The sequence below is a fragment of the Psychromicrobium ferritrahens genome (genome assembly GCF_043789415.1).
In the GTDB taxonomy this organism is placed as follows: domain Bacteria; phylum Actinomycetota; class Actinomycetes; order Actinomycetales; family Micrococcaceae; genus Renibacterium.
Window position 1 is genome coordinate 1 of record NZ_JBDLLW010000003.1, and the last position, 22,441, is coordinate 22,441.

Consider the following 22,441-nt stretch of genomic DNA (forward strand, 5'->3'; position numbering starts at 1 on the left):
CGAACGCTGCTCGGCGGAGCGCGGGCTGGCCGGGGAGGTCCCGGCCTTGTTCTTCGCCACCACCGAGAAGAAGTACCCCTCCTGGGCGGTGGGCAGGCTAACAGTGGCGGTGGTCGCCGTCGTCGCTGGCATGGTCTGGAAGACCGCATCGCCGCGATAGATGGTCAGGGTATAGCTCATATTGTTATCGCCGTTGCCGTCCGGCGCATTCCAGTCCACTTGCGCCCGGTTCGAGTCCCCCACCTGGCTGGTGGCTTTCGACGTCGGGGCCGCAGGGGCCGCTGGCGGCCCAGCCGGGGTCTCTTTGACCGAATATGCGCTCCAGGCGCTCGGATCCTTGGCGTTGTTGACCGCCTGGACCCGGAAAGTATAAGCAGTACCATTGCTCAACCCGGTCCAGACCAGGCTGTTCCCGGTGACCCCGGTCTTCTGCGGGTTCTGCCCAGCCGGAGTTGGCGAGATCTGCACATTGAACTTCTTCACCGGGGTGAATTCACCCACCGGGGTCACCCAGTTGACGGTGATCTGTTTGTCACCGAATTTCGTCGAAGGGGCCGCTGGAGCATCCGGGGCGGTATCCGGGATCGCCGAGGCGGAAACCCCTGACGCAGGAGAATCTCCCACCTGGTTCTTGGCGATCACGCTGAAGGTATAGCTCTGACCGTTCTTCAAGCCGGTGATCACACAGGTGTTGCTGGGGCATTCCTGCTGCCCGCCGCCCGAGATCCGCACAATATAAGAGGTGATCGGCGAACCGTTATCGGCCGAAGGCGACCAGTTCAGGATCACCGATTTGCTCTTGGCCTCCACAATGCGCGGAGTACTCGGCGCATCCGGTTTGCCCTTCACATTGAGGTGAATCCGGCCGTTGACCCGCCGGGCGGAATCCCCGGTGGCATCCTCCACCGTGTAGCGCACCACGACGGCGCCCTTGAAATTCTCATCGGTGGAGACGTCAATATGATCGCCCTTGATCCCTGCGCTCACCGCGGTACCGCCCACCTCGACCACTACATCACTCAGCGAAAGCGGCGTCTCCGGGAAAGGATTCACATCGTTGCTCAGCACCGCAACCGAATTGCTCCGGCCAGCCAGCGCGTCATCGACGAAGTCGTCGTTCGCCACCGCCAAGGGCTTATTGGTCGAGGTGGCCACCACACTGAGCTGGGCCTTGACTGCAGGGCTCTTGCCGTCGGTGACTTGGAGCGGGATGATGCCGTTCGCTCCGGCCTTGACGTCGCCCTTGACCTGGATCTTCAGCGTCTTATCGTTCAGCGAGACATCGAAGTCCGAGGGGGTCTCACCATCCAGGCTGAACTTGAGGTTCGGATTGTCATCCGGGTCCGGGTCCTTGGCCAGGGTGCTCAGATCAACTTCCTTGGCCTCCCCCTTCGCCACCTCGACGCTTGAGCTGGTGAACTGCGGAGGTAGGTTCTGCGAGGGATCCCGCTTCACATCGACCATCACGGTGAGCGTGGATTTCAGCACATCGTCGTCCTGCGGGTTGGCACCATCCATCACTTCAAAAGTAATCGAGCCCTGGCCGTAGAAATCAGGCTTGGCGTGGTAGATGATCGAGGTTCCGTTGCCGCCGATCAGATCGCTGCCCTTATCTGAGCCGATCAAGGCAATCTTGTCCGCCTGAGTCAGCTTGGGCGAACGGCCATCCCGCACCTTAACCCACTCGTTCAAGTCGAGTGTCGCGCTCTTCCCCGCGGTCACTTGGAGGTGATCGTTCTTGGAGAGCACCGGATATTGCTTGCCCAAGCCGGGAACCCAGATGATCGCGGTGGCCTTCAAGCCGTCGACGTCGGTCACTGTATAGGGGATGAGCTGCGGATCCTTGGTCAGAGTGACCCTGATGTTACCGCCGGTGCCGACGCTCACGCCATCATGAACCGATTCGATAGTGAGCTCATCGGCTACGCCGTCCGGGTCTTCATCGTTCTTCAGCACCGGAACATCGACGGCGGTCTTGCCCAGTGTCTCCTGCTCGGTGACGTGGTCATCCCGGGCGATCGGCGCCTGCAAGAGAGCCGCCGCGGTGACCTTCATCTTGATATTCGCCCGGGCCGTGGACTTGCCGTCCGAGACGGTGTAGTTCATCGTATAGGTTCCCTCATTGGGCGGCGAGGTCAGGATCACCCTGCCCTGGTCGCTCACCCGGGGCTTCAATGACTCGGGCCCGTTGAAGGCGTTCTTATCGACCTTGAGCGGATCGCCGTCCGGATCGGAGTCGTTCAGCAGCACATCGAGCGCCACATTGCGCCCGGGCCGCATGGAGATCTCGTCATCATTGGCCACCGGAGGGTGATTGGTCACCTCGATGGGTGCGACGCCGACCCGTACGGTTCCGGTTGACTCGGCTCCGAGCCGATCCCGCACCCGGTAGCTGAAGGTATCGGTGCCCGCGGCGGAGGTCGCCGCAATATAGGAGATGTAATTACTGCCCACCGTGGCGGTACCCAGGCTCGGAGGCTGATCGATGCCCACTAATTCCACGGAGTCGCCGTCGGGATCGATCCCGTCGAGCGGCACCTGGATCTGCTGGCTGGTCCCGGCGATCACTCGCCCGGTCAACGCCTTCGGCGTCGGCGCGGCGTTGCTCGCCGGATTGGCGGGCAAGACGTGGAGCGTCACCCGGGCGGAATCCTTCTGTCCGGAGGCATTCGTCACTTCATAGATGCCGGTATAGGTGCCAGCGGTCGGTCCGGCCAGGAAACGTAGCTGATCCTGATCGACGAAGAGCTTGCCCTTGGCAGCCTCAGGAGCCTGGACCAGTTTGGGGGATTTCAGCGGCTTGCCATTCGGATCGCTGTCATTGGCGAGCACCTTGATATTCACCACGTCATTGGCCCGCACGGTGGCTTCATCGTCCTTGGCCAGCGGCGGCAGTTGCTTCGAGGGCGACTGAATCGGGATCACGCTCACCACTCCGGTGCTGGAACCGGCGGCGTTGGCCACCACGTATTTCAGCTCGAGCGGTGCATTGAGCCCTCGCAAATCGCTCACCTTGAGCACATTATGGTCCAGCACGGTCGCGGAGATCGGCGAATTAGCCGGGGTCTGCACCGATTTCACCACGAGCACACCGCCCGAAGGGTCAGTGTCATTACCCAGCACATCCACCAGGGTTGAGCCACCCGCGGGCAGTAGTGCCATATCCTTCACCGCGATCGGCGGAGCGTCCTGCTGCTTTGCCGCGACCTCGATCCGGATCAGCCCGGTGGCGCTCTGCGGGCCATTGCTCACCTGGTAGGTGAGGTAGACAGAACCCGAGGTGCTGCTCTGGAAAGTAAAGGTGTTGTCATCTGCGGTATCTGAAATCTTCACCGTGTTATTCCGCTCGACGCTCGCCAGCCGCAGACCGGTGCCCGAAGGATCGACGTCGTTCTTCAGTGGCGCAACCGTCAGCGGCTGCCCCACGACGGTGCGGAAGAAGTCAGCATTGGCCACAGGCGGTGCCCCGCCGGAGGGTTTCACATTGACCTTGAGTTGCGTTGAGGTCTGGCTGCGGCCATCGGAGACCGTGAGAGTGATGGTCTTCAACCCCGCGGACTGTCCAAGATCCGCGTACGTCAGCTCACCGTCGGGAGTGGTCTTCACGGTGGCGGAGTTATCGTCGGATTTAGCACTCACCAGGAACACGTCGTCGCCGTCGGGGTCAGCCCAGTCGGAGAGTACGTTCTGGGTGAGCGATTGCCCCTGTTCCAGGAGCATCGTGGTGTTGCGTCGCAGCACCGGAGGATTGTTCACCGAATCCGGCACCACGCTGATCGCCACCGAGGTGGAGGCCGAGCCGCTGCGGCCGTCGTCGGCGGTGTAGTTGAACTGGTCGGAGGTGATCGTGGTGTTCGCCGGAACCGTGATCTGAAGCCCGGTGCCGCCGTAGACTGTCTGTAACTGCCCGATCTTAGGCTGCCCGGAGGGCGGCTGCACGGTGAGCACATCGCCGTCCGGGTCGGAGTCGTTGTAGAGCACGGGTAGCAAGGTGGTCCGGCCAGCTCGCACCCCGAACTCATCGGGCTTCACTTCCGGGGGACGGTTCGGCTTGGTGCGGTCCGGCAGGGTATTGACGAAGTTCGGGTCGGCTGAATCCTTCTTGGAATCGGCATTGTTCTTGGTCTGGGTTTCCAGGTCCTGCCAGTTGTCCACCAGCACCATATTCTCGTTGACCAGCCAGACCTTGCCGCCGTTGACATCGTTGAGCACCACGACGTCGCGATTCTGCCGGAAGACCAATTGTGAGGCGGCGGAGGCCTGTGGCACATTCACCGGGGTGTTGTCGCCGCCCTGGCAGTAGTGCAGGTACTTATTGACGCCGGACCAGGCCATGTGGATGCAGCCGGCCTGCTGAATCGGCTCTGCCGGATTCCCGGTCGATTTCAGATCAAAGATCTGCGGGCTGGAGCCGTCCAGCGGCTGCTGGATCAAGCCATTGGAGGTGCCGATCGCCACGAACCCGGCCTCGGTGCCGTGTTGTTGTAGCTTGGCTCCGCTGGCGTGATCGACACTGACCGTCTTATTGCCGGGCAGGTAGAGTTTCGAAGCCTCGGGGTCGAAGACCACCGGCTGATCCCCGACCACGGTGATCTGAAGTTCGGAATCGGTGCTCAGTCCGTCGATCTTGCTGGTCTTCTGCTCTTTGATCGAGCCGTTGTCATCCACGGTGGTGCTGCTCAGCGTGCCGGTCTTGCCGTCCACGGCGTAGATCGTGTCGTTGAGGCCGACCACGACGGCGGGGTTCTGCACGTCGCTCAGGATCGGCTTGCTGGACTTGTCGTCAAAGGAACCCGCGGTGCTCGCGGTAGCCGCCCAGACGCTCTTCTTGCTGCGGTCCACCAGGGACAGCACCGAGCTGCCCAGCGAAGTCTGCTTGTTCCCGCCCAGCTTGGTTTCGGGTTGCAGCGCCATATCGGGAACGCTCACCGGGGAGAGGATCGACCCTGAGTCGTTGTCCATGAAGACATTGCTGGCTTGCTGTAGCACATCGAAACCGCTCGTGGTGGCGTTGAATCCGCCGTCCAAGACCTGGGACTGATAGTTCAGATGCCCCACCAGGTTCTTGCCCTTATTCGTCACCCAGACGCTGCCGTCGTTGAGGTTCACATCAGCCGTGGTGAAACCCGGATAAATCACCGCGCCTGCGACCACCAGCGCACCGACGACGGTGAGAGAGCCAGCGGCGATAAAGCGAGATTTGTTCTTGAGTCTCTGGGTGATGTTCGTCAAGGCCATGAGGTTAAGGTTCCGAACTGTTTTTAGACGCGAGTGATACAGCGAGCGCCGGACTCCGCAGGGATCGGGCGGTGCCTGAGCATCTACCAGTTTGCCCGCCAATTAGCATTATTGCAATGGGGAGGACTCCCCATTGCCCCCGCTGAGGGTGCGTCCTACCAGCGGAGCTCAGTCGAGTACGAGCCCTCGGCCAAGGCCTCTGCTCAGCAGGATCGGATGCACATCGCCGAAGCCCCGGACATGCTCAACGGCTTGCGGAGTCAGCACATAACGCTCATCGGATTGCAACGCAGCAGCGGTCATATCGTCGACCAGCACCGACCCGGGTTCGGCGAGCGCAGTCAGCCTGGCCGCCAGATTCACCGTGGGACCGTAGATATCGCCGAGCCGGGAGAGAATTCGGCCCCACACCATGGAGACCCTGGCCTGCGGCAGAATCTCATCCTCGGTGAAGGCTTGGGCTAGCGCGAGCGAGATCTCCGCTCCGGCGATCGGGGTTTCGGCGGTGTAGAGGACTTCATCACCGATCGTCTTGATCAATCTGCCGCCACCGACGGAGATGATCTCGGCGCATTTGTTCTCGAACCTCTGCACCAGCTGGGCCAGAGTCTTCTCGTTCATTCGTCGAGAGAGCGTGGTGTAACTGACCAGATCGGCGAAACCCACGGCCCTGGCCAGCGGCAGCGGCGCGTCGTCCTCATCGCCATCACGACCCTCTTCACTGGCGTCCAGACCTGCCTGGGCGCGCACCGCCATCCGCTGCACACCGGCGGCGAGTTGCCTGCGCCAGGCATAAACCAGGATCTCCTGCAGCGGTTCGATCAGCTCCGGCAAGGCGCTGACCAGTTCGCGCCTGGCATCCGCATCGCTGAGCCCACGTTGCGCCACCAGATCCTCCACCATTGCCTCGACCTGCCAGACCACGATGCGATCAGTCATCTGCCCCACCGCACGGGTCAGGGATATCGCGGCGTCTTCGGTGAGCTTGTCCTCCCGGACCAGGTTGATAATCGTCGAGAGGGCCCGCTCGTCGCTCGGGGTGAAGGCCTTGTCGTCATCGCCTAGATTGGGAAACCCCAGGGCGCGCCAGATCTTCCGGGCGGAGAGCAGCGAGACTCCGGCTTCTGCGGCCACCTCCCTGCGGCGCAGGCTGCGTTCACCGCCGAGCAGTGTTGACTCCAGGGCACGAATGTTCTGCCGTACCGCGGTGGGCACAGCGGTTTCATCCGGAATTTGCTCTTCGAGACCCGGAGCGACCGGCGCGGCTGGGATCGGCGCGGTCGCAGGGGGCTCGGTGGAAACCGGCTCGGTGGGAATCTGCTCGGTGGGAATTTGCTCGGTGCCAGCGGTTTCAGTGGCGTCTGAGAGGGGCTCAGCGTCTGGGGTCTGCATACCCCTCCTGCCCGCCGTCGAACCGCTGACCTTTGAGCAGCTGACCATCGGAACGGCCGCCGTCGAAACCTAAAAACTGTGCGGGGTAGCCGTTCTCAGCGCCGAGGGCGAAGTGTTCACCCGCCGGGCGCTCCGGAGCCAGCATCGCGGAATGAGGCAACTCGGCAATGGCTTCCAAAACCAGGTTCTTGAACACCGTCACCTCCGGCACCTCTCGCAATATCATCGTCTCCCCCAAACCCGAGATCAAGGTTATCTGCCCGGAACGGGACATCCTTTGGAAGACTCCCTGATGAGCGCTCAGGCTCTGCAAGGTATAGAGCGGCACATCACGGTGCTTCCGGGCCAGCATCCCCTCCCTGACGACGATACGACGATTGGTCAGGATGAGTCGAGTGGATAACCAGCGCAGATACTTTGCTAAGCAAAAGAACAGGAAAAATCCTGCCGCGAGGAGGAAGACGGCGATCGTCGCAGGCAACTGCCAGCCCGCAGCGACCCCGGTCCAGGAAGCTCGGCTGAGCCAGGCACTCAGCACCCCCAGCACGGTCGGCAAGAGGATCGCGATGATGGCCGGCCAGAACAGCATCCTTGCGTGCGGCCTGCTGGAGACGATCATCTGCTCTCCAGGCAGCAGCCAGCTACGCATAGCTTCCTTCTGCTTTACGCAGATGGACGACGTCGGCCGCTGAGACAGCGGTGGTAGAGCCTTGAGCGTCGGTGACCAGCAGCGCACCGCTGGCATTCAGGCCGGTAGCGGTGCCGTAGAGGAACTTCCCACCCGGCAGTTCGGCACGCACGTGCTGACCGAGGCTGATCAGCAGTTCGCTGACCTCTTCCAGTACGCTGGGCTCGCCTTCGGAAGGACGCCGTTGAGCCTGCCCGTCCACCGCGAGGAATCGCCGGTAAAGGGCATGGAAACGATGCACATAGTCCTCGATCAGGATATTTCTATCGAGCGTCGTGCCGCCGGCTACCAGCACCGAGGTGGCGGTAGCGGTGGGCAGTTCATCGGCGAGCTGGGAAATATTGACCCCGCTGCCCACCACGATGGCCGGTGCTTCACCGATCGCCAGCACCAGCTGAGCGAGTACCCCGCTGATCTTCTTAACGGTGCCTTCCGCGTCGGTGACCACCACATCATTGGGCCATTTGAGTTGTGCCTGCAGCCCGGCTCTGTGGTTCAACGTCTGGCAGATCGCAACGGCGCTCATCATGCTCAGCCAGCCGAAGGACTCCACCGGAATCCCCGCCGGGCGCAGCAAAAGGCTCAGCGTGAGTGCGCCGCCGGTGGGCACCTGCCAGCAGCGATCCATCCGGCCGCGCCCCTGACGCTGCTCCTCGGCGAGCAGCAAACTGAGTTCGGGCCAGGCAGCAGCAGAGCCGCTGGCGTTCTCGGCCATCACGGTGTTGGTCGAACCGGTGACCGCGAGCCATTCCAAGCGGTTCAGTGGGCCTTCTGGCGCGAGCAATCGTCGGCGCAGGGCGGGAACATCGAGCGGCTGACGCGACTGCTTGACGGCACGATTCATGCTCCGATCCTACCCATCCAGAACCGACTGCCGTGGACTGAGCGGAGTCTTGAGCGCAAAACGACTTCGCTCAGTCGAGGAAGAGGTCCTTGAGCAGTTCGTCCTCGGCCGCACCCAGACTGTAGCCGGTGAAGTCGCTCACGCCCTCTTCTGTGAGCACCGATTCGTCGGTGAAGAAGTTCCCGGTGGACTGAGTGCTGGGCCTGCTCAGAATCGCGTGTGCCGCATCGGCCATAATGTCGGCGCTGCGCGAAAGTCTTGCTGAGGACTCTCCGCCGAGCACATTGCGGATCGCCGCGGTGTCGATCGTGGTGACAGGCCAGAGCGAGTTGACCGCGATGCCATCGCCCTTGAGTTCTTCGGTGAGGCCGATCGTGGTCATACTCATACCGTATTTGGCCATCGTGTACGCCAAGTGCTCGCCGAACCACTTCGGGTTCATATTCAACGGCGGTGAAAGGGTCAGAATATGGCCGTTGGCGGACTCGCGTAGCGCTGGAAGCGCCAGCTTGGAGAGCAGGAAGGTACCGCGGACATTGATATCCGCCATCAGGTCATAGCGTTTCATGGAGAGCTTATCGGTGTTCGACAGGTCGATCGCGGAGGCGTTGTTGATCACGATGTCGATGCCGCCAAAGGCTTCCAGGGTGGCGGCAACGGCGCGGGCGACGTCGTCGTCGTTCCGGACATCCCCGATGATCGGCAAGGCTTCGCCGCCCGCCTGGCGGATCTGCTCAGCGGCGGTGTGCACAGTGCCTTCTAAAGCCGGATGCGGCTGATCTGTTTTGGCCAGCAGCGCGATCTTCGCACCGTCGCGGGCGGCGCGCAATGCGATGGCTAAGCCAATCCCCCGGCTTCCGCCGGACATCAGAATGACTTTTCCAGCCAATGATCGTCCCGGTGCCGCCTGATATCCCCTGCTTTGTTCAGTCATGAACCAAGACTATAACGGAAGCCCAAAAAATGTTACCCGCAAGTAACTTGCCACTTCGACCTGAGGTTTTTTGTAGGATTCATACATCAGTACCCCGGCTTAAGCTGACTAAGCTGGGGAAGGATTTAGAGGAATTGCCCAAAGGAGCCGGTACGAACATGAGCCACGACCTGACCACGACCGCGGGAAAGATCGCAGATTTCCGCGACCGGATCGCGGCTGCGGCCCAGCCCTCCGGCCTTGAAGCCATCGAAAAACAGCACGCTCGGGGTAAGAACACCGCCCGGGAACGTATTGATCTGCTGCTCGACGAAGACTCCTTCGTCGAATTCGACGCGCTGGCCACGCACCGTTCCACCGCCTTCGGGATGGAGAAGAAAAAGCTCCTGGGCGACGGCGTGGTCTCGGGCTACGGCACCGTCGATGGCCGCCTGGTGGCGATCTACAGCCAGGATTTCTCGGTGTACGGCGGCTCACTGAGCCAGGTCAACGGCGAGAAGATCGTCAAGGTCCAGGAGTTTGCGCTGCGCAACGGCTGCCCTGTGGTCGGCATCAACGACGGCGGCGGCGCGCGCATCCAGGAGGGCGTGGCCTCGCTCGCGATGTTCGCGGATATTTTCCGCAATAACGTCCATGCCTCAGGAGTGGTACCGCAGATCTCGCTCATCATGGGACCCTGTGCCGGCGGCGCCGCCTACTCCCCCGCGCTCACCGACTACGTCGTGATGGTGGATAAGACCAGCCATATGTTCATCACCGGCCCCGATGTGATCAAGACCGTCACCGGCGAGGATGTGGATATGGAGACCCTCGGCGGCGCGCGTCAGCACAATGCCACCACCGGCACCTCGACCTATCTGGCCGCCGACGAAACAGACGCCATTGAATTCGTCCGCGAACTGCTGGATTTCCTGCCCTCCAACAACCTCTCGGAATCTCCGCTCACCGAGCACGACCAGGAGGCCGAGATCGACGACGCCGATCTGGTTCTCGACACCCTGATCCCGGATTCTGCCAATCAGCCTTACGATATGCGGACCGTGATCGAGGGGATCATCGACGACGGGCACTTCCTGGAGATGCAGTCGCTCTACGCCCCTAATGTGATCATCGGCTACGGCCGGGTCGAAGGGCACACGGTGGGCATCGTGGCCAACCAGCCGATGCAGTTCGCCGGCACCCTGGACATCAACGCTTCAGAGAAGGCCGCTCGCTTCGTCCGGCACTGCGACGCCTTCAATATCCCGATCCTGACCCTGGTGGATGTGCCCGGGTTCCTGCCGGGCAAGGACCAGGAATTCCAGGGCATCATCCGACGCGGCGCCAAGCTGCTCTACGCCTACGCCGAGGCTACCGTGCCCAAGCTGACGGTGATCACCCGGAAGGCCTATGGCGGCGCCTACATCGTGATGGGCTCCAAGAAGCTCGGTGCTGACTTGAACTTCGCTTGGCCCACCGCGCAGATCGGCGTGATGGGTGCTCAGGGCGCGGTCAATATCCTGTACCGCCGCGAACTGGCTGCTGCTGCCGCAGAGGGTGCTGATGTGGAAGCCCGGCGCGCTGAACTGATCCAGCAGTACGAGGAAGAGCTGCTCAACCCCTATCAGGCGGCTCAGCTGGGTTATATCGACGCCGTGATCGCTCCCTCAGAAACCAGGGTCCAGTTAATCAAGGGCTTGCGAGCGCTGCGCGATAAGCGTGCTGCGCTGCCCGCCAAGAAGCACGGGAACATTCCCCTATGACCCCCAGCGACCCCCTAGCTTCGCAGGCTCAGCCAGGTAACCCTGCCACTGTGGACCCATCCCAACCTTCGCAAGCTCAGGCCGGGGCCCTCCATAACGCCTCTCCCGCTTCGCAAGCTCAACGTGAGCCTCTCGGCGTTACGGCTCCAGGTCAGGGGCCCCACCCTATGATCCTCCCCACTGCCTCCCAACCTTCGCAGACTCAGGCCGGGGCCCTCGACAGCGTGGGCCCATCCCAAGACTCGCAAGCTCAGGCCGTTGAAGCCAGCGTCGAGGCGGAGAGCCCGCTGTTCCAGGTGACCAAGGGAAATCCCAGCGCAGAGGAACTGGCCGCTCTGACCGCCGTCGTGCTCGCACTGTCTGCCGCAACGGAAGCCGAGGACGACGTCCCCAGCTCGCACCGCCGTAGCTGGATCCGACGCAGCAATCTTCGGCTGGCCCCCGCCCCTGGCCCAGGAGCTTGGAAGCGCAGCAGCTGGCGCTGACTCGCTCGACCTTCGGACCGCGCGCCGGGAGGACACCGGGACTAGCGGAACCCGGACAGTGAGAAAGTGGCCTTGGTTAAAACATCCGATTAGGCTCACGGTGTGACCGAAAACACCAAACCAAGCAGAACCCCTTCCGCCATCGACGCCGTTGCCGAGGAATATGCCCAACAGCTCTTCGTGCTCGCTCCGGAACTCGCCACCAGCCTCGGCTTCCCCGGCCATGAGACTGAATATCACGATCATTCCCCCGCTGGATTCGCCGCCGTTGACGAACTGAATCGCCGCACCCTGGCGCGGCTGGATGCCCTCGACCCCGATGATGCAGTTGACCGGGTGACCCTGGACGCAATGCGTGAACGGCTCTGGCTGGACATCGAGTTCCACGAAAGCGGCTGGGACCTGGCCGAGCTGAACAACATCGCCTCCCCCGCACAGGGAATCCGGGCCGCTTTCGATTTGATGCCCACCGAGACCGCTGAGCAGTGGGAGCACATCGCCGGGCTGATGCACAGCGTCCCTGGTGCCATCGAAGGCTATATCGAGTCCTTGCGCACCGCCCGGGACCAAGGCAAGGTCTCAGCGGCACGCCAGGTCGATATCGTGATCGAGCAGACCGGCAAATACGGCGCTGATGGCGGGTTCTTCGACAAGCTCGCCGAAGAGGGAACGCCGAAGTCGCCCCAGGCACCGCTCGCCGAAGGCGCGGAGCTGGCCAAACAGGCCTATCGCGGCCTCGCCTCCTTCCTGCAGAACGAGCTGCGCCCCGCAGCACCGGCTAAGGACGCGGTAGGTCGTGAACGCTACGCCCTGGCCTCCCGGGCCTTCCTGGGAGCCACCGTGGATCTCGAGGACACCTATCACTGGGGCGTCGAGGAACTCGACCGGATCATCGCCGAACAGCAAGCCGTCGCCGAGCAGATCAAAGCCGGGGCGAGCATCGAGGAGGCCAAGGAACTGCTCAACCAGGATCCAGCCCGGCAGATCAAGGGCACCGAGGCTCTCACTTCGTGGATGCAGGGGCTCTCTGACACCGCGGTCAGGGAACTTGCCGACGTGCACTTCGACATCCCGGACATTATGAAGAAGCTGGAATGCATGATCGCCCCGACCCAGGACGGCGGCATCTACTACACGCCGCCGAGCGATGACTTCTCCAGGCCGGGCCGGATGTGGTGGTCGGTTCCCGAGGGCGAGGACAGCTTCACCACCTGGAGCGAGACCACCACGGTCTACCACGAAGGAGTTCCCGGCCATCATCTGCAATGCGCCACAGCCGCGTATCAGAGCGGTTTGCTCAATATGTGGCGGCGCAACCTGTGCTGGGTTTCCGGCCACGGCGAGGGCTGGGCGCTCTATGCCGAGCGGCTGATGGATCAGCTGGGTTATCTGAGCGATCCCGGCGACAAAATGGGCATGCTGGACGGCCAGCGGATGCGCGCCGCGCGCGTGGTCTTCGATATCGGCGTCCACCTGGAACTGGAGATCCCCGAGCGCTGGGGCTCCGGCACCTGGACGGCGGAAGCCGGCCTGGATTTCCTGCGCAAGAATCTGGATATCAGCGAAGGGCAACTCAACTTCGAGTACCTGAGGTACCTGGGCTGGCCGGGGCAGGCACCGTCGTACAAGGTGGGCCAGCGCATCTGGGAGCAGATCCGCGGCGAACGGGAGCAGCGCGAGGGCGAGAACTTCGACGTCAAAGCCTTCCACACCGAAGCGCTGAACCTGGGCGGTCTGCCGCTCGACGTGCTGAAGAAGGCTTTACTCGGCTGAACAGCCCTGACCGAGGCTGCACCAGCAAAGCGATTCAAATGTGCTTCAAAGCAAGCCGGGGCACGTCTTGCTGGTGCAGTCTTTCCCGGCCGGGATAATCTAAGCGCAGTCGTATTTTCTTGACCAAGGGGAGACCATGATCATCGTTACCAGCAATGACGTTCCAGGCTACAAAATAGACGCTATTTTCGGCGAGGTGATGGGCCTGACCGTGCGTGCTCGAAACATCGGCGCGAACATCACCGCGGGATTCCGTTCGCTGGGTGGTGGCGAGCTGCCGGAAATGACCAAGGCGCTCTATGAAAGCCGCCACGAAGTGATGAACCGGATGGTCAACGAAGCTCAGCAGAAGGGTGCCAACGCGATTATCGCGATGCGCTTCGATACCTCGGAAATGGGACAGACCTGGACCGAGGTCTGCGCCTATGGCACCGCCGCTTTTGTGATCCCGTTAGCGGCCGGGGAGCCGGGAGCCACCGGGCAATCGGCGTATCTCGCGCGGAACCCTCAGACGCCGGTGCAGCCGCAGGCTCCGCAAATGCCGCCGAACGTTCAGCAGGCCTGGTGACTGCACGACTGATCCTGGCTTCGGCCTCCCCGGCCAGAACCAAGCTGCTGAGCGAGGCAGGCATCACGCATAGCGTATTGGTCTCCGACGTCGACGAAGAAGCCCTGACCGCCCAGCAGGGGGTAACGGATCCGCATGACACCGCGTTACTCTTAGCGCGGGCCAAAGCCGAAGCGGTGGCCGCGCTGGCAGAGAGCCAGGGCGCCCTGGTGCTGGGTTGCGACTCGGTCTTCGAGCTCGACGGCGTCGCCTACGGCAAGCCCTATGAAGCCGAAGTCGCGAAGCGCCGGATCGCCGCAATGAGTGGCCGGAGCGGCGTGCTGCACACCGGGCACTGGCTGGTTGACAATCGCTCAACCGCTGCTGCGGGGCACGGCACGGTGGCCTCCGCCACGGTGCAGTTCGCTGAACTCAGCGATGCCGAGATAACGGCCTATGTGGCCACCGGCGAGCCGTTGCAGGTCGCAGGTTCCTTCACCATTGACAGCTTAGGCGGCGCCTTCATTACGAGCGTCACCGGGGATCCGCATACCGTCGTCGGGCTCTCGGTCTCCACGCTGCGCGAACTGCTAGCGAAGTATCAGGTGGGGATCACTGAATTATGGGGTTCGCGAAGCACCGCAGAACCATAGACTAGGAGAGACCCGGATCGAGGAGGACGATCTATTGTGAATGCCGCGGGATTCTCAGGCCATGGCCTCGCTACCGCGGTCCGCCAGCGCCCGGCTCTCACCGATCAGGCGTTTCAGCGAAAAGCCTTTTCCGCACATCAGCGATTGGCTGAGCACAGCACAATAGACAACTCACTACGGCCTCTGGTGCGGGCATCCTGGGAACGATCGCTCCGTCACCTGGGTCCAGGGCCCGCCCACCGCCCCGCGACGATCTGGGATGAACAACAGCTCAGGGAGTATCGAGAGCGGCATCCGCTGGCGGCCATTATGCCGGTCATCCAGCAGTTGCTGATCGCCCCGGCAGCGAGCAGCGGATTGTTGGTCGCAGTGGGCGATCAGCGAGGCAGGCTGCTCTGGGTGGACGGCGATCGGAGATTGCGAGGCCTTGCCGAGGAGGCCGGTTTTCTCCCGGGCACGGACTGGTCGGAAGCCGCGATGGGCACCTGCGCCCCGGGCACCGCGCTGGCCATCGGCCAAGGCGTGCAGATCGCCGGGGCAGAGCACTTCAATCAGATCGTCTGCACCTGGAACTGCACTGCGGTGCCGCTCGAAGACCCGCAGAGCGGTGAGCTACTCGGCGTCATTGATATCTCAGGTGGTTCCTCCGCCGTGGCCGCGCATTCCCTCGCGCTCGTGCAGGCAGCGGTCACCGCAGCCAGCACCGAGCTGAGCCTGCAACGCTTGCGCCATCAGCTCTCCAGCACATCCCGGCGGGCTCCGCGAAAAGCACCGGTTCCCGGGTTGCTCGCCAAATCCGGGAAACTGAATCTGCTCTCGGTGCTGGGCCGTGATCGTGGCCTGGTGCAGTCCGGCAGCCGCTCGGTGCTGCTCAGCGAACGCCATAGCGAGCTGATCTGCGTGCTGGCGCTGCACCCCAAAGGGTTGTCCGCCGAAGAGCTGGGCCAGCTGGCCTATGCCGAGGCTACGCCCGCGAGCACGATCCGCGCCGAGTTACTCAGGCTGCGCAGGCTTTTGCAGGAAGCGGAGCACCCGGTGTCTCTGCTTTCCCGGCCTTATCGGCTGGCGCACGGCATGGTGCTGGACGCCCAGCGGGTCCTCGAGCACCTCGATCGCGGGGCGCATCGGCTGGCCCTGGCCGCTTATCCGGGACAATTGCTCCCCCGCTCGGTGGCTCCGGCAGTCGTCGAATTCCGCCAGCGAGTGAGTTACAGGCTGCGAGAAGCGATGCTCAGTGACGCCAGCTCCGAGGTGCTGCTGCGCTATCTGGAATTGCCCGAAGCCGGTTACGACGCCGAAGCCTGGCAGACCACACTCAAACTGCTCCCAGCCCGATCCCCGAAACGCGCGGCCGTGGTGTCGCATTTAGAGCTACTCAGACCCTGAAATCGCTGCTGAAGATATCACTTCAGTATCGATTTGTCTGAGGGATGGCCTATGCAACCCCAATGCAACGCATCCCGGTTTAGGGTGGGTGCATGACAAGGACGTCTCAAACAGCTATTTCCTCCATCAGCGGTTCCGATCTCGGGAGCGCCGGTTCAGGGGGTGCAGGCCAGAGCCCGGAGGTTGCCTTCGAGCAAGCCCGGCAAGAGCAAGGGAAGCTTCTAGCGGCCCGAGTCGGCTCGGTAGCTTCATTGCTCTCCCCTGAGGGGTGGGTCTGAGATGTTCTTCCATTGCACGCAATCCCCGATGGTGCCTCAGGACTTCTACCGGAAGTGCATCGAAGAGGAGTTCGAGGTCTTCCAGACCCCACTCGGCAGGGACGGCCGCCCCGCGGGCTGTTCAACTCTCCAGCAATCAGCCGGTGACCAGCTGTTGCACTACCGGCATCGCCAGGCAGTCAGCCGTACCGTCAACCAGCCTCGCTGCCAGAATTCAAACGAGGGGCGTCCCGGCCGCATGCAGCGCTGATCATACTGGCAGCACGATCAACCCCGCAGGGAAGGTCTTCAGACCAGACCGGGTTCACCCCGCAGCCCGATTCGCTGAACCGTAGTCTCTACTGCGCCAGCCGCTAGGCCGCTGGGTGCCGGTGCACTGGATACTGATCCACTGCGTCGCCGGTTCTGGATGCTCACGAGCCACTTTGTAGAATCTCTACAACAAAATGACGCAATACACGCAGAATCGGCATGAGGACTCAGCGAAACCCTCACAAAAGCGCTAGGCTCCAGATTGGATTGATGTAGAAGGAGTCTTAGTGTCGAATCTCAGTGTTCCCACGATCACCAAGGTGCTTATTGCCAATCGAGGTGAAATTGCCGTCAGGGTGGCCCGGGCAGCGCGTGATGAAGGCATCGCCTCCGTTGCCGTCTACGCCGAACCGGATCGCGATGCCCTGCACGTGCGCCTCGCGGACGAGGCCTGGGCGCTCGGTGGCCAGACCGCGGCCGATTCTTATCTGCAAATGGACAAGCTGCTCGAGGTGGCAGCCCAATCCGGCGCGGACGCCGTCCATCCCGGCTATGGCTTCCTCTCCGAAAATGCCGAATTCGCTCAGAAGGTCTTAGACGCCGGACTGGTCTGGATCGGCCCCTCCCCCGAAGCGATCTCCCAGCTGGGCGATAAGGTCCAGGCCCGGCACATCGCCGAAAAAGTGGGCGCCCCCTTGGTGCCGGGTACCAAGGACCCCGTGCAAAGCACCCAGGAGGTCCTCGACTTCGCCGATCAGCACGGCCTGCCCCTCGCCATCAAAGCTGCTTACGGCGGCGGCGGGCGCGGCATCAAGGTGGTCCGTGAACGTTCCGAAATCGCGGAGGCCTACGAATCAGCGGTCCGCGAGGCGACCGCGGCCTTCGGGCGGGGCGAGTGTTTCGTCGAGCGATTCCTGGACTCTCCGCGCCACGTCGAGACCCAGTGCCTGGCGGATGCCCACGGCAATGTGGTGGTCGTCTCCACCCGGGATTGCTCATTGCAGCGCCGCAATCAGAAACTCGTCGAAGAGGCCCCCGCACCGTATCTGAGTGAAGAGCAGAACCGCAGGCTCTATGAGGCCTCCAAAGCCATTCTGCAAGAGGCTCGCTATCAGGGCGCCGGCACCTGCGAATTCTTGGTCGGCCAGGACGGGGTGATCTCCTTCCTTGAGGTCAATACCCGTTTACAGGTGGAACACCCGGTCTCCGAGGAGGTCTCGGGTATCGATCTGGTGCGTGAGCAGTTCCGGCTGGCCCGCGGCGAGGAGCTGGGCTATGGCGATCCGGAAATCCGCGGCCACTCCCTTGAATTTCGGATCAATGGCGAGGACCCGGGCCGGAATTTCATGCCCGCTCCGGGCACCGTTGAGGCGCTCAAACTGCCCACTGGACCCGGGGTGCGAGTCGACTCCGGTATTGAGTCCGGCGAGGTGATCGGCGGCAACTTCGATTCCATGCTGGCTAAGCTGATCGTCACCGGCGCCACCCGCCAGCAGGCGCTGGAGCGCTCGCGGCGCGCTCTAGCCGAGTTCGACGTCGTCGGGATGCCGACAGTACTGCCCTTCCACCGCGCCGTGGTGAGCGACCCGGCATTCACCGACAGCCCGTTCCGGGTGCACACCCGGTGGATCGAAACGGAGTTCGTCAACGACCTGCCCGCTTTCGTGCCCACCGCGGCTGGCGAATCCGAGGAGGACGAGCGGCAGCGGCTCACCGTCGAGGTCGGCGGCAAGCGACTCGAAGTCGTGCTGCCCGCTTCCCTTTCGGTGGCCGGGAATCGCACGGCCCCGGCGAAGGGCAAGGCCAAGAAGCCGGGCCGGGCCAGAGCGGGTGCGACGGCGGCCGCGGACGGCGATGCGTTGACCTCACCGATGCAGGGCACCATCGTCAAAGTCGCGGTGAACGACGGCGACACCGTGGCCGAGGGCGACCTCATCGTGGTACTTGAGGCGATGAAGATGGAGCAGCCGCTGACCGCGCACCGTGCCGGAACGATCAGCGGTTTGAGCGCGCAAGCCGGGGACACCGTCTCCGCTGGCGCAGTGATCGCCACAATCGAGGACTAGGCTTCAATCGCGCCGAGTGTGCAGTTCTACACGTTTTGAAAGGTTCTTAACGTGTAGAACTGCACACTCGGCGTTTGAGTTTAAGAACTCTGCTCGACCAGGTCGTTGTGCTTGGTCTCCTTGGAGAGGAAGAGTGCGATCAAGGTCAGCACCGCCATGGCGCTGAGGTAAACGCCGACGAGCCAGGTGCTGCCTGACGCGGCCTGCCAGAGGGCCACCGCGATGAACGGTGCCACCGCCGCGCCAAGGATGCTGGCGACGTTGTAGCTGACCGCGGAACCCGTATAGCGCACATTGGTCGGAAAGAGTTCCGGCAAGAAGGCTCCCATCGGGCCGAAGGTGAGGCCCATCAGGATGAAGCCAAGGATCAGCCAGGCCATCGTCCCGATGAAACCGCCCGCCACGAGCGGCACGAAGCACAGCCCGAAGACGAAGATCAGCACGGTGATCACGATGAGGGACTGACGGCGTCCGTACTTCTCCGCGAGCGGCCCGGCCACCAAGGTGAAGACGCCGAAGAAGACGACGCCGATGATCAGCATCAGCAGGAAATCATTGCGGCCGTACCCCAGTCCCGGGACAAAGCTGTCAATCGCGCTCTGCGTCATTGGCTTACCCGCTTTCACGGCTGCCGCCTTGGCGTCATCGAGGCTCGCCGCCGTGGTGCCGAAGGTCAAGGTGAAAGTGGTCATCAGGTAGAACAGCACATAGGTGGCCAGCATGATGAAGGTGCCCAGGATGAGCTGCCACCAGCTGCTGCGGAAGACCCGCCCGATCGGCAGTTTGGAGACCTCGCCCTGTTCGACGATCTTCTGGAAGGCCGGGGTCTCCACCAACTTGAGCCGGACATAGAGACCAACGATGACCATCACCGCGCTAGCCAGGAAGGGAATGCGCCAGCCCCAGGAAGAGAAGGCCTCGGCGGAAAGCGTCAGGTTCAATACCAGGAAGAGCAGATTGGCCAAGATGAAGCCGATGGGGGCGCCGAGCTGCGGGAAGGTGCCATAGATGGCGCGTTTGTTCTTCGGGGCGTTCTCGGTGGCCAGCAGGGCTGCGCCGCTCCATTCGCCGCCGAGGGCTAGGCCTTGGGCGAAGCGCAGGATCACTAGCAATGCGGGGGCCCAGAAGGTCCAGCCGGCCACTTGGGCGGTGGGCAGGCAGCCGATCAGGAAGGTCGCGATGCCCATCGTGAGCAGCGAGGCGATCAGCGTGCCCTTACGACCGATGCGATCACCGAAGTGGCCGAAAAGCACCGACCCGATCGGCCGGGCCACGAAAGCCACACCGAAGACCGCGAAGGAACTCAGCAGCTGGGTGACGCCATCGGCGTTCGGGAAGAAGAGCTTGGGGAAGACCAGAACCGCTGCGGTGGCATAGACATAGAAATCGTAGAACTCGATCGACGTCCCGACCAGGCTGGCGACAATGACTCGTCCACGAGTATTGGCTTTGGGTATCACTACATCGTTCGCTGACATGTGCGAGCTTTCCACTAATGGCAGTTAACCTGCGCCCCAACGACTCTTAGGGTTTCTGCCGCATCCTCATTGATCTAGCCATGGTAAACCCGGGCAACCCTCAATCTTCCACTCCGTGGACGGCGTTTCCACAATATGGACACAGCAAAGGTTCAGAAAGCAACCGCGTCCGCCAGTCGCTCTCCCCCAGCACCCCGGCACCAACAAACACTGTGCCCCCAGAGAGCGGACAGGGTTCCCTCCCTGAGCCTGCGAAGGAACACCACCGCATAGAGCGGGACGCGAGGGCCCCATCGTGGCGCGCCAGCGACACTATGGGAGCGTCCCGATCTACATGTGGACGTGCAGCCTGCGGGCGGCTTCAGAGATCGACCCCGAGAGCGAGGGGTAGACGGTGAAGGTGGAGGCGACGTCGTCGACGTGCATCTTCTGCGATACGGCGAGCGCGATCGGGAAGATCAGCTCGGAAGCATTGGCACCCACCACGACCCCGCCGATCACGGTTCCCGAACCTCGGCGCGAGATGATCTTCACAAAACCGTCGGTAGTGCCGCGCATTTTGGCCCGGGCATTGGTCTTGAGCGGCAGCTTGACCACATCGCCCTGATAACGATCCGCGATCACGTCCGCCTCCGAGACACCGACCGAGGCGATCTCTGGCGAGGTGAAGATATTGGAAGCCACCTGCAAGAGCTTGATCGGACGCAAGCCGTCACCGAGCAGGTGCGCCATCGCGATCCGGCCCTGCATTGCCGCCACCGAAGCGAGCGGCAGCACCCCGGTGCAGTCACCAGCGGCATAAACGTTGGAAGCGGTGGTCCGGGAGACCCCGTCGACCTTGATATGCCCCGACTCGGTGAGCGCGACCCCGGCGTTCTCCAGGCCAATGCCCTCGGTATTAGGGATCGAACCAACACAGACCAGGCAATGCGAGCCGGTCACGGTGCGGCCGTCGGAGAGAGTGACCAACACGCCGTCCTCAGTGCGCTCCACCGACTCGGCGCGGGAACGGGAGAGCACCGTCATGCCGCGGCGCTCAAAGACGTCCTCCAGCACCTGCGCGGCGTCAGAATCCTCGCCCGGCAGCACCTGGTCGCGGGAGGAGATCAAAGTGACCTTGGACCCCAGTCCGTTGTAGGCCGAGGCGAACTCCGCACCGGTCACCCCGGACCCCACCACGATGAGCTCCTGGGGCAGTTCGGTCAGCGAGTAGATCTGCGCCCAGTTCAAGATCCGCTCACCATCCGGCTTAGCTGAGGGAAGCTCTCGGGGATGCGCACCGACGGCGAGCAGAATCGCATCAGCGGTGACCGTTTCCACCCCCGCGTCGCTGGTGACTTCAATCGTATGGCTGTCGGTCAGCTTGCCCTGACCGGCTAGAATGCGGACGCCCAGCTTCTCCAGGCCCGCTTTGATGTCTTCGGACTGCTCCCGGGCCAAGCCCAGCAAGCGGTCATTGACCTGCTTCATATCGGCGCGCAACAGCGGCATGCAGTCGCCGCCGTCGACGTCGAAGCGAACCCCAAGATCCCGGGCTCCGGCGAAGCGATTCATCACATCCGCGGTGGCGATCAGCGTCTTGGAAGGCACCACGTCGGTGAGCACCGCAGAGCCGCCGAGCCCCGCACGCTCGATAATCGTTACCCTGGCCCCGAGCGAGGCAGCAACAGTCGCGGCTTCATAGCCACCCGGACCTCCGCCAAGAATGGCCAGTGAGGGGATCTGCAAATCATTTTGAATGGTCACAATCCCCCATTCTCGCGCATTACACAGCCCGCTCCAAGCTCAGGGTGTCCAGAGCCTGATCCTGCCGGTATGTTATGACGGTGAGTAATTTTCAGGAAGCTTTTGACGCTGCGGCGGAAGCCGCTCAATACATCGCCGAGCACACGGGCGTGCCAAGCCACGACGTCGCACTGGTGCTGGGCTCTGGGTGGAGCGAGGCAGCAGATCTGATCGGTGAGACCACGGCAACGCTGAAGGCGAGCGAAGTCCCCGGCTTCTCCGCTCCCGCGGTGACCGGCCACGTCGGAACCATTCGATCGGTGCTGACCAAAGAAGGTAAGCGGGCCCTGGTCCTGGGGGCACGAACCCATTACTACGAGGGCAAGGGAGTGCGGGCCGTAGTACACGGCGTGCGCACAGCCGCCGCAACAGGCGCGAAGACCGTGGTGCTCACGAATGGCTGCGGCGGACTGAATCCGGCCTGGACGCCGGGGACGCCGGTGTTGATCAGCGACCACATCAACCTCACAGCGACCTCTCCCTTGGAAGGCGCCACCTTCGTCGATCTGACCGATTTGTACTCCTCCCGGCTGCGCGAGCTGGCCCGTGAGGTCGATCCCTCACTGGATGAGGGCGTCTACGCTCAGTTCACCGGACCGCATTACGAGACACCCGCCGAAGTGCAGTACGCCAAGCGCATCGGTGCCGATCTGGTCGGCATGTCGACGGCGCTCGAGGCCATTGCGGCCCGGCACGCCGGGATGGAGGTGTTCGGCATCTCCCTGGTCACCAATCTTGCCGCTGGCATCTCCGAAACCGCGCTGAGCCACCAAGAAGTTCTTGAGGCCGGGCAGGCCGCCGGGCCTCGAATCTCAGCCCTGTTGGCGCAGATCATCGGCAAGCTCTGATTCGGTTCAGAGTCGACGCTGAATCATCTCGCCGCCAATTCCGATAGGTTTG

At 62.8% G+C, this 22,441-nt stretch carries 17 protein-coding genes; 10 read left to right on the forward strand and 7 right to left on the reverse strand.

The annotated features are described in order from the left end of the window. The 5 genes from ABDK06_RS12085 to ABDK06_RS12105 form a co-directional block, all read right to left on the reverse strand. On the reverse strand, window positions 1–5,238 hold a 5,238-nt coding region (locus tag ABDK06_RS12085), incomplete at its 3' end, for an Ig-like domain-containing protein (protein WP_394941339.1). 168 nt (window positions 5,239–5,406) lie between these two features. Continuing rightward, complete coding sequence (locus tag ABDK06_RS12090; RefSeq protein WP_394941341.1) at window positions 5,407–6,630, reverse strand: adenylate/guanylate cyclase domain-containing protein; 1,224 nt, start codon at window positions 6,628–6,630, stop codon at window positions 5,407–5,409. Then, window positions 6,611–7,279: a PH domain-containing protein gene (locus ABDK06_RS12095; RefSeq protein ID WP_394941343.1), complete on the reverse strand. Its 669-nt coding sequence runs from the start codon at window positions 7,277–7,279 to the stop codon at window positions 6,611–6,613. The genes ABDK06_RS12090 and ABDK06_RS12095 overlap by 20 nt, the downstream gene beginning before the upstream one ends. After that, window positions 7,272–8,162, reverse strand: a complete 891-nt coding sequence (locus ABDK06_RS12100; protein ID WP_394941345.1) for a biotin--[acetyl-CoA-carboxylase] ligase — start codon at window positions 8,160–8,162, stop codon at window positions 7,272–7,274. Before ABDK06_RS12100 ends, ABDK06_RS12095 begins: the two co-directional genes overlap by 8 nt. Before the next feature lie 70 nt (window positions 8,163–8,232). After that, a complete protein-coding gene (locus tag ABDK06_RS12105; RefSeq protein ID WP_394941347.1) occupies window positions 8,233–9,096 on the reverse strand; it encodes an SDR family oxidoreductase in 864 nt (287 codons plus the stop codon). Window positions 9,097–9,254: 158 nt separating this feature from the next. Here ABDK06_RS12105 and ABDK06_RS12110 point away from each other — a divergent pair, with 158 nt between their 5' ends. The 9 genes from ABDK06_RS12110 (at window position 9,255) to ABDK06_RS12150 (ending at window position 18,278) form a co-directional block, all read left to right on the forward strand. Further along, the gene (locus tag ABDK06_RS12110; RefSeq protein ID WP_394941349.1) at window positions 9,255–10,838 is read left to right on the forward strand and encodes an acyl-CoA carboxylase subunit beta; all 1,584 of its coding nucleotides are present in this window, start codon (window positions 9,255–9,257) and stop codon (window positions 10,836–10,838) included. Between the two features lie 167 nt (window positions 10,839–11,005). After that, window positions 11,006–11,323 carry an acyl-CoA carboxylase subunit epsilon gene (locus ABDK06_RS12115; RefSeq protein WP_394941351.1) on the forward strand — a complete coding sequence of 106 codons (318 nt, stop codon included), beginning with the start codon at window positions 11,006–11,008 and terminating at the stop codon, window positions 11,321–11,323. Window positions 11,324–11,425: 102 nt separating this feature from the next. Then, the gene (locus ABDK06_RS12120; protein WP_394941353.1) at window positions 11,426–13,096 is read left to right on the forward strand and encodes a DUF885 domain-containing protein; all 1,671 of its coding nucleotides are present in this window, start codon (window positions 11,426–11,428) and stop codon (window positions 13,094–13,096) included. 136 nt (window positions 13,097–13,232) lie between these two features. Next, a complete protein-coding gene (locus ABDK06_RS12125; protein ID WP_394941355.1) occupies window positions 13,233–13,664 on the forward strand; it encodes a YbjQ family protein in 432 nt (143 codons plus the stop codon). After that, entirely contained in the window at window positions 13,661–14,296 is a 636-nt protein-coding gene (locus ABDK06_RS12130) for a Maf family protein (RefSeq protein ID WP_394941357.1), read from the forward strand. The genes ABDK06_RS12125 and ABDK06_RS12130 overlap by 4 nt, the downstream gene beginning before the upstream one ends. 36 nt (window positions 14,297–14,332) lie before the next feature. Beyond that, on the forward strand, window positions 14,333–15,682 hold the full coding sequence (locus ABDK06_RS12135; protein WP_394941359.1) for a GAF domain-containing protein: 1,350 nt from the start codon (window positions 14,333–14,335) through the stop codon (window positions 15,680–15,682). A gap of 92 nt (window positions 15,683–15,774) precedes the next feature. Beyond that, window positions 15,775–15,960 carry a hypothetical protein gene (locus ABDK06_RS12140; protein WP_394941361.1) on the forward strand — a complete coding sequence of 62 codons (186 nt, stop codon included), beginning with the start codon at window positions 15,775–15,777 and terminating at the stop codon, window positions 15,958–15,960. A gap of 28 nt (window positions 15,961–15,988) precedes the next feature. Beyond that, entirely contained in the window at window positions 15,989–16,210 is a 222-nt protein-coding gene (locus ABDK06_RS12145; protein ID WP_394941363.1) for a hypothetical protein, read from the forward strand. Between the two features lie 289 nt (window positions 16,211–16,499). After that, on the forward strand, window positions 16,500–18,278 hold the full coding sequence (locus ABDK06_RS12150; RefSeq protein WP_394941365.1) for an acetyl/propionyl/methylcrotonyl-CoA carboxylase subunit alpha: 1,779 nt from the start codon (window positions 16,500–16,502) through the stop codon (window positions 18,276–18,278). Between the two features lie 80 nt (window positions 18,279–18,358). On the opposite strand, the gene ABDK06_RS12155 is transcribed toward ABDK06_RS12150, so the two are convergent. Both ABDK06_RS12155 and ABDK06_RS12160 read right to left on the reverse strand, forming a co-directional pair. Next, window positions 18,359–19,756, reverse strand: coding sequence for an MFS transporter (locus tag ABDK06_RS12155; RefSeq protein ID WP_394941367.1), 1,398 nt, complete (start codon window positions 19,754–19,756; stop codon window positions 18,359–18,361). A 330-nt stretch (window positions 19,757–20,086) separates the two neighbouring features. Continuing rightward, complete coding sequence (locus tag ABDK06_RS12160) at window positions 20,087–21,502, reverse strand: NAD(P)H-quinone dehydrogenase (protein WP_394941369.1); 1,416 nt, start codon at window positions 21,500–21,502, stop codon at window positions 20,087–20,089. A gap of 80 nt (window positions 21,503–21,582) precedes the next feature. On the opposite strand from ABDK06_RS12160, the gene ABDK06_RS12165 reads away from it, so the two are divergent. Next, on the forward strand, window positions 21,583–22,389 hold the full coding sequence (locus tag ABDK06_RS12165) for a purine-nucleoside phosphorylase (protein ID WP_394941371.1): 807 nt from the start codon (window positions 21,583–21,585) through the stop codon (window positions 22,387–22,389). Window positions 22,390–22,441: the final 52 nt, after the last annotated feature.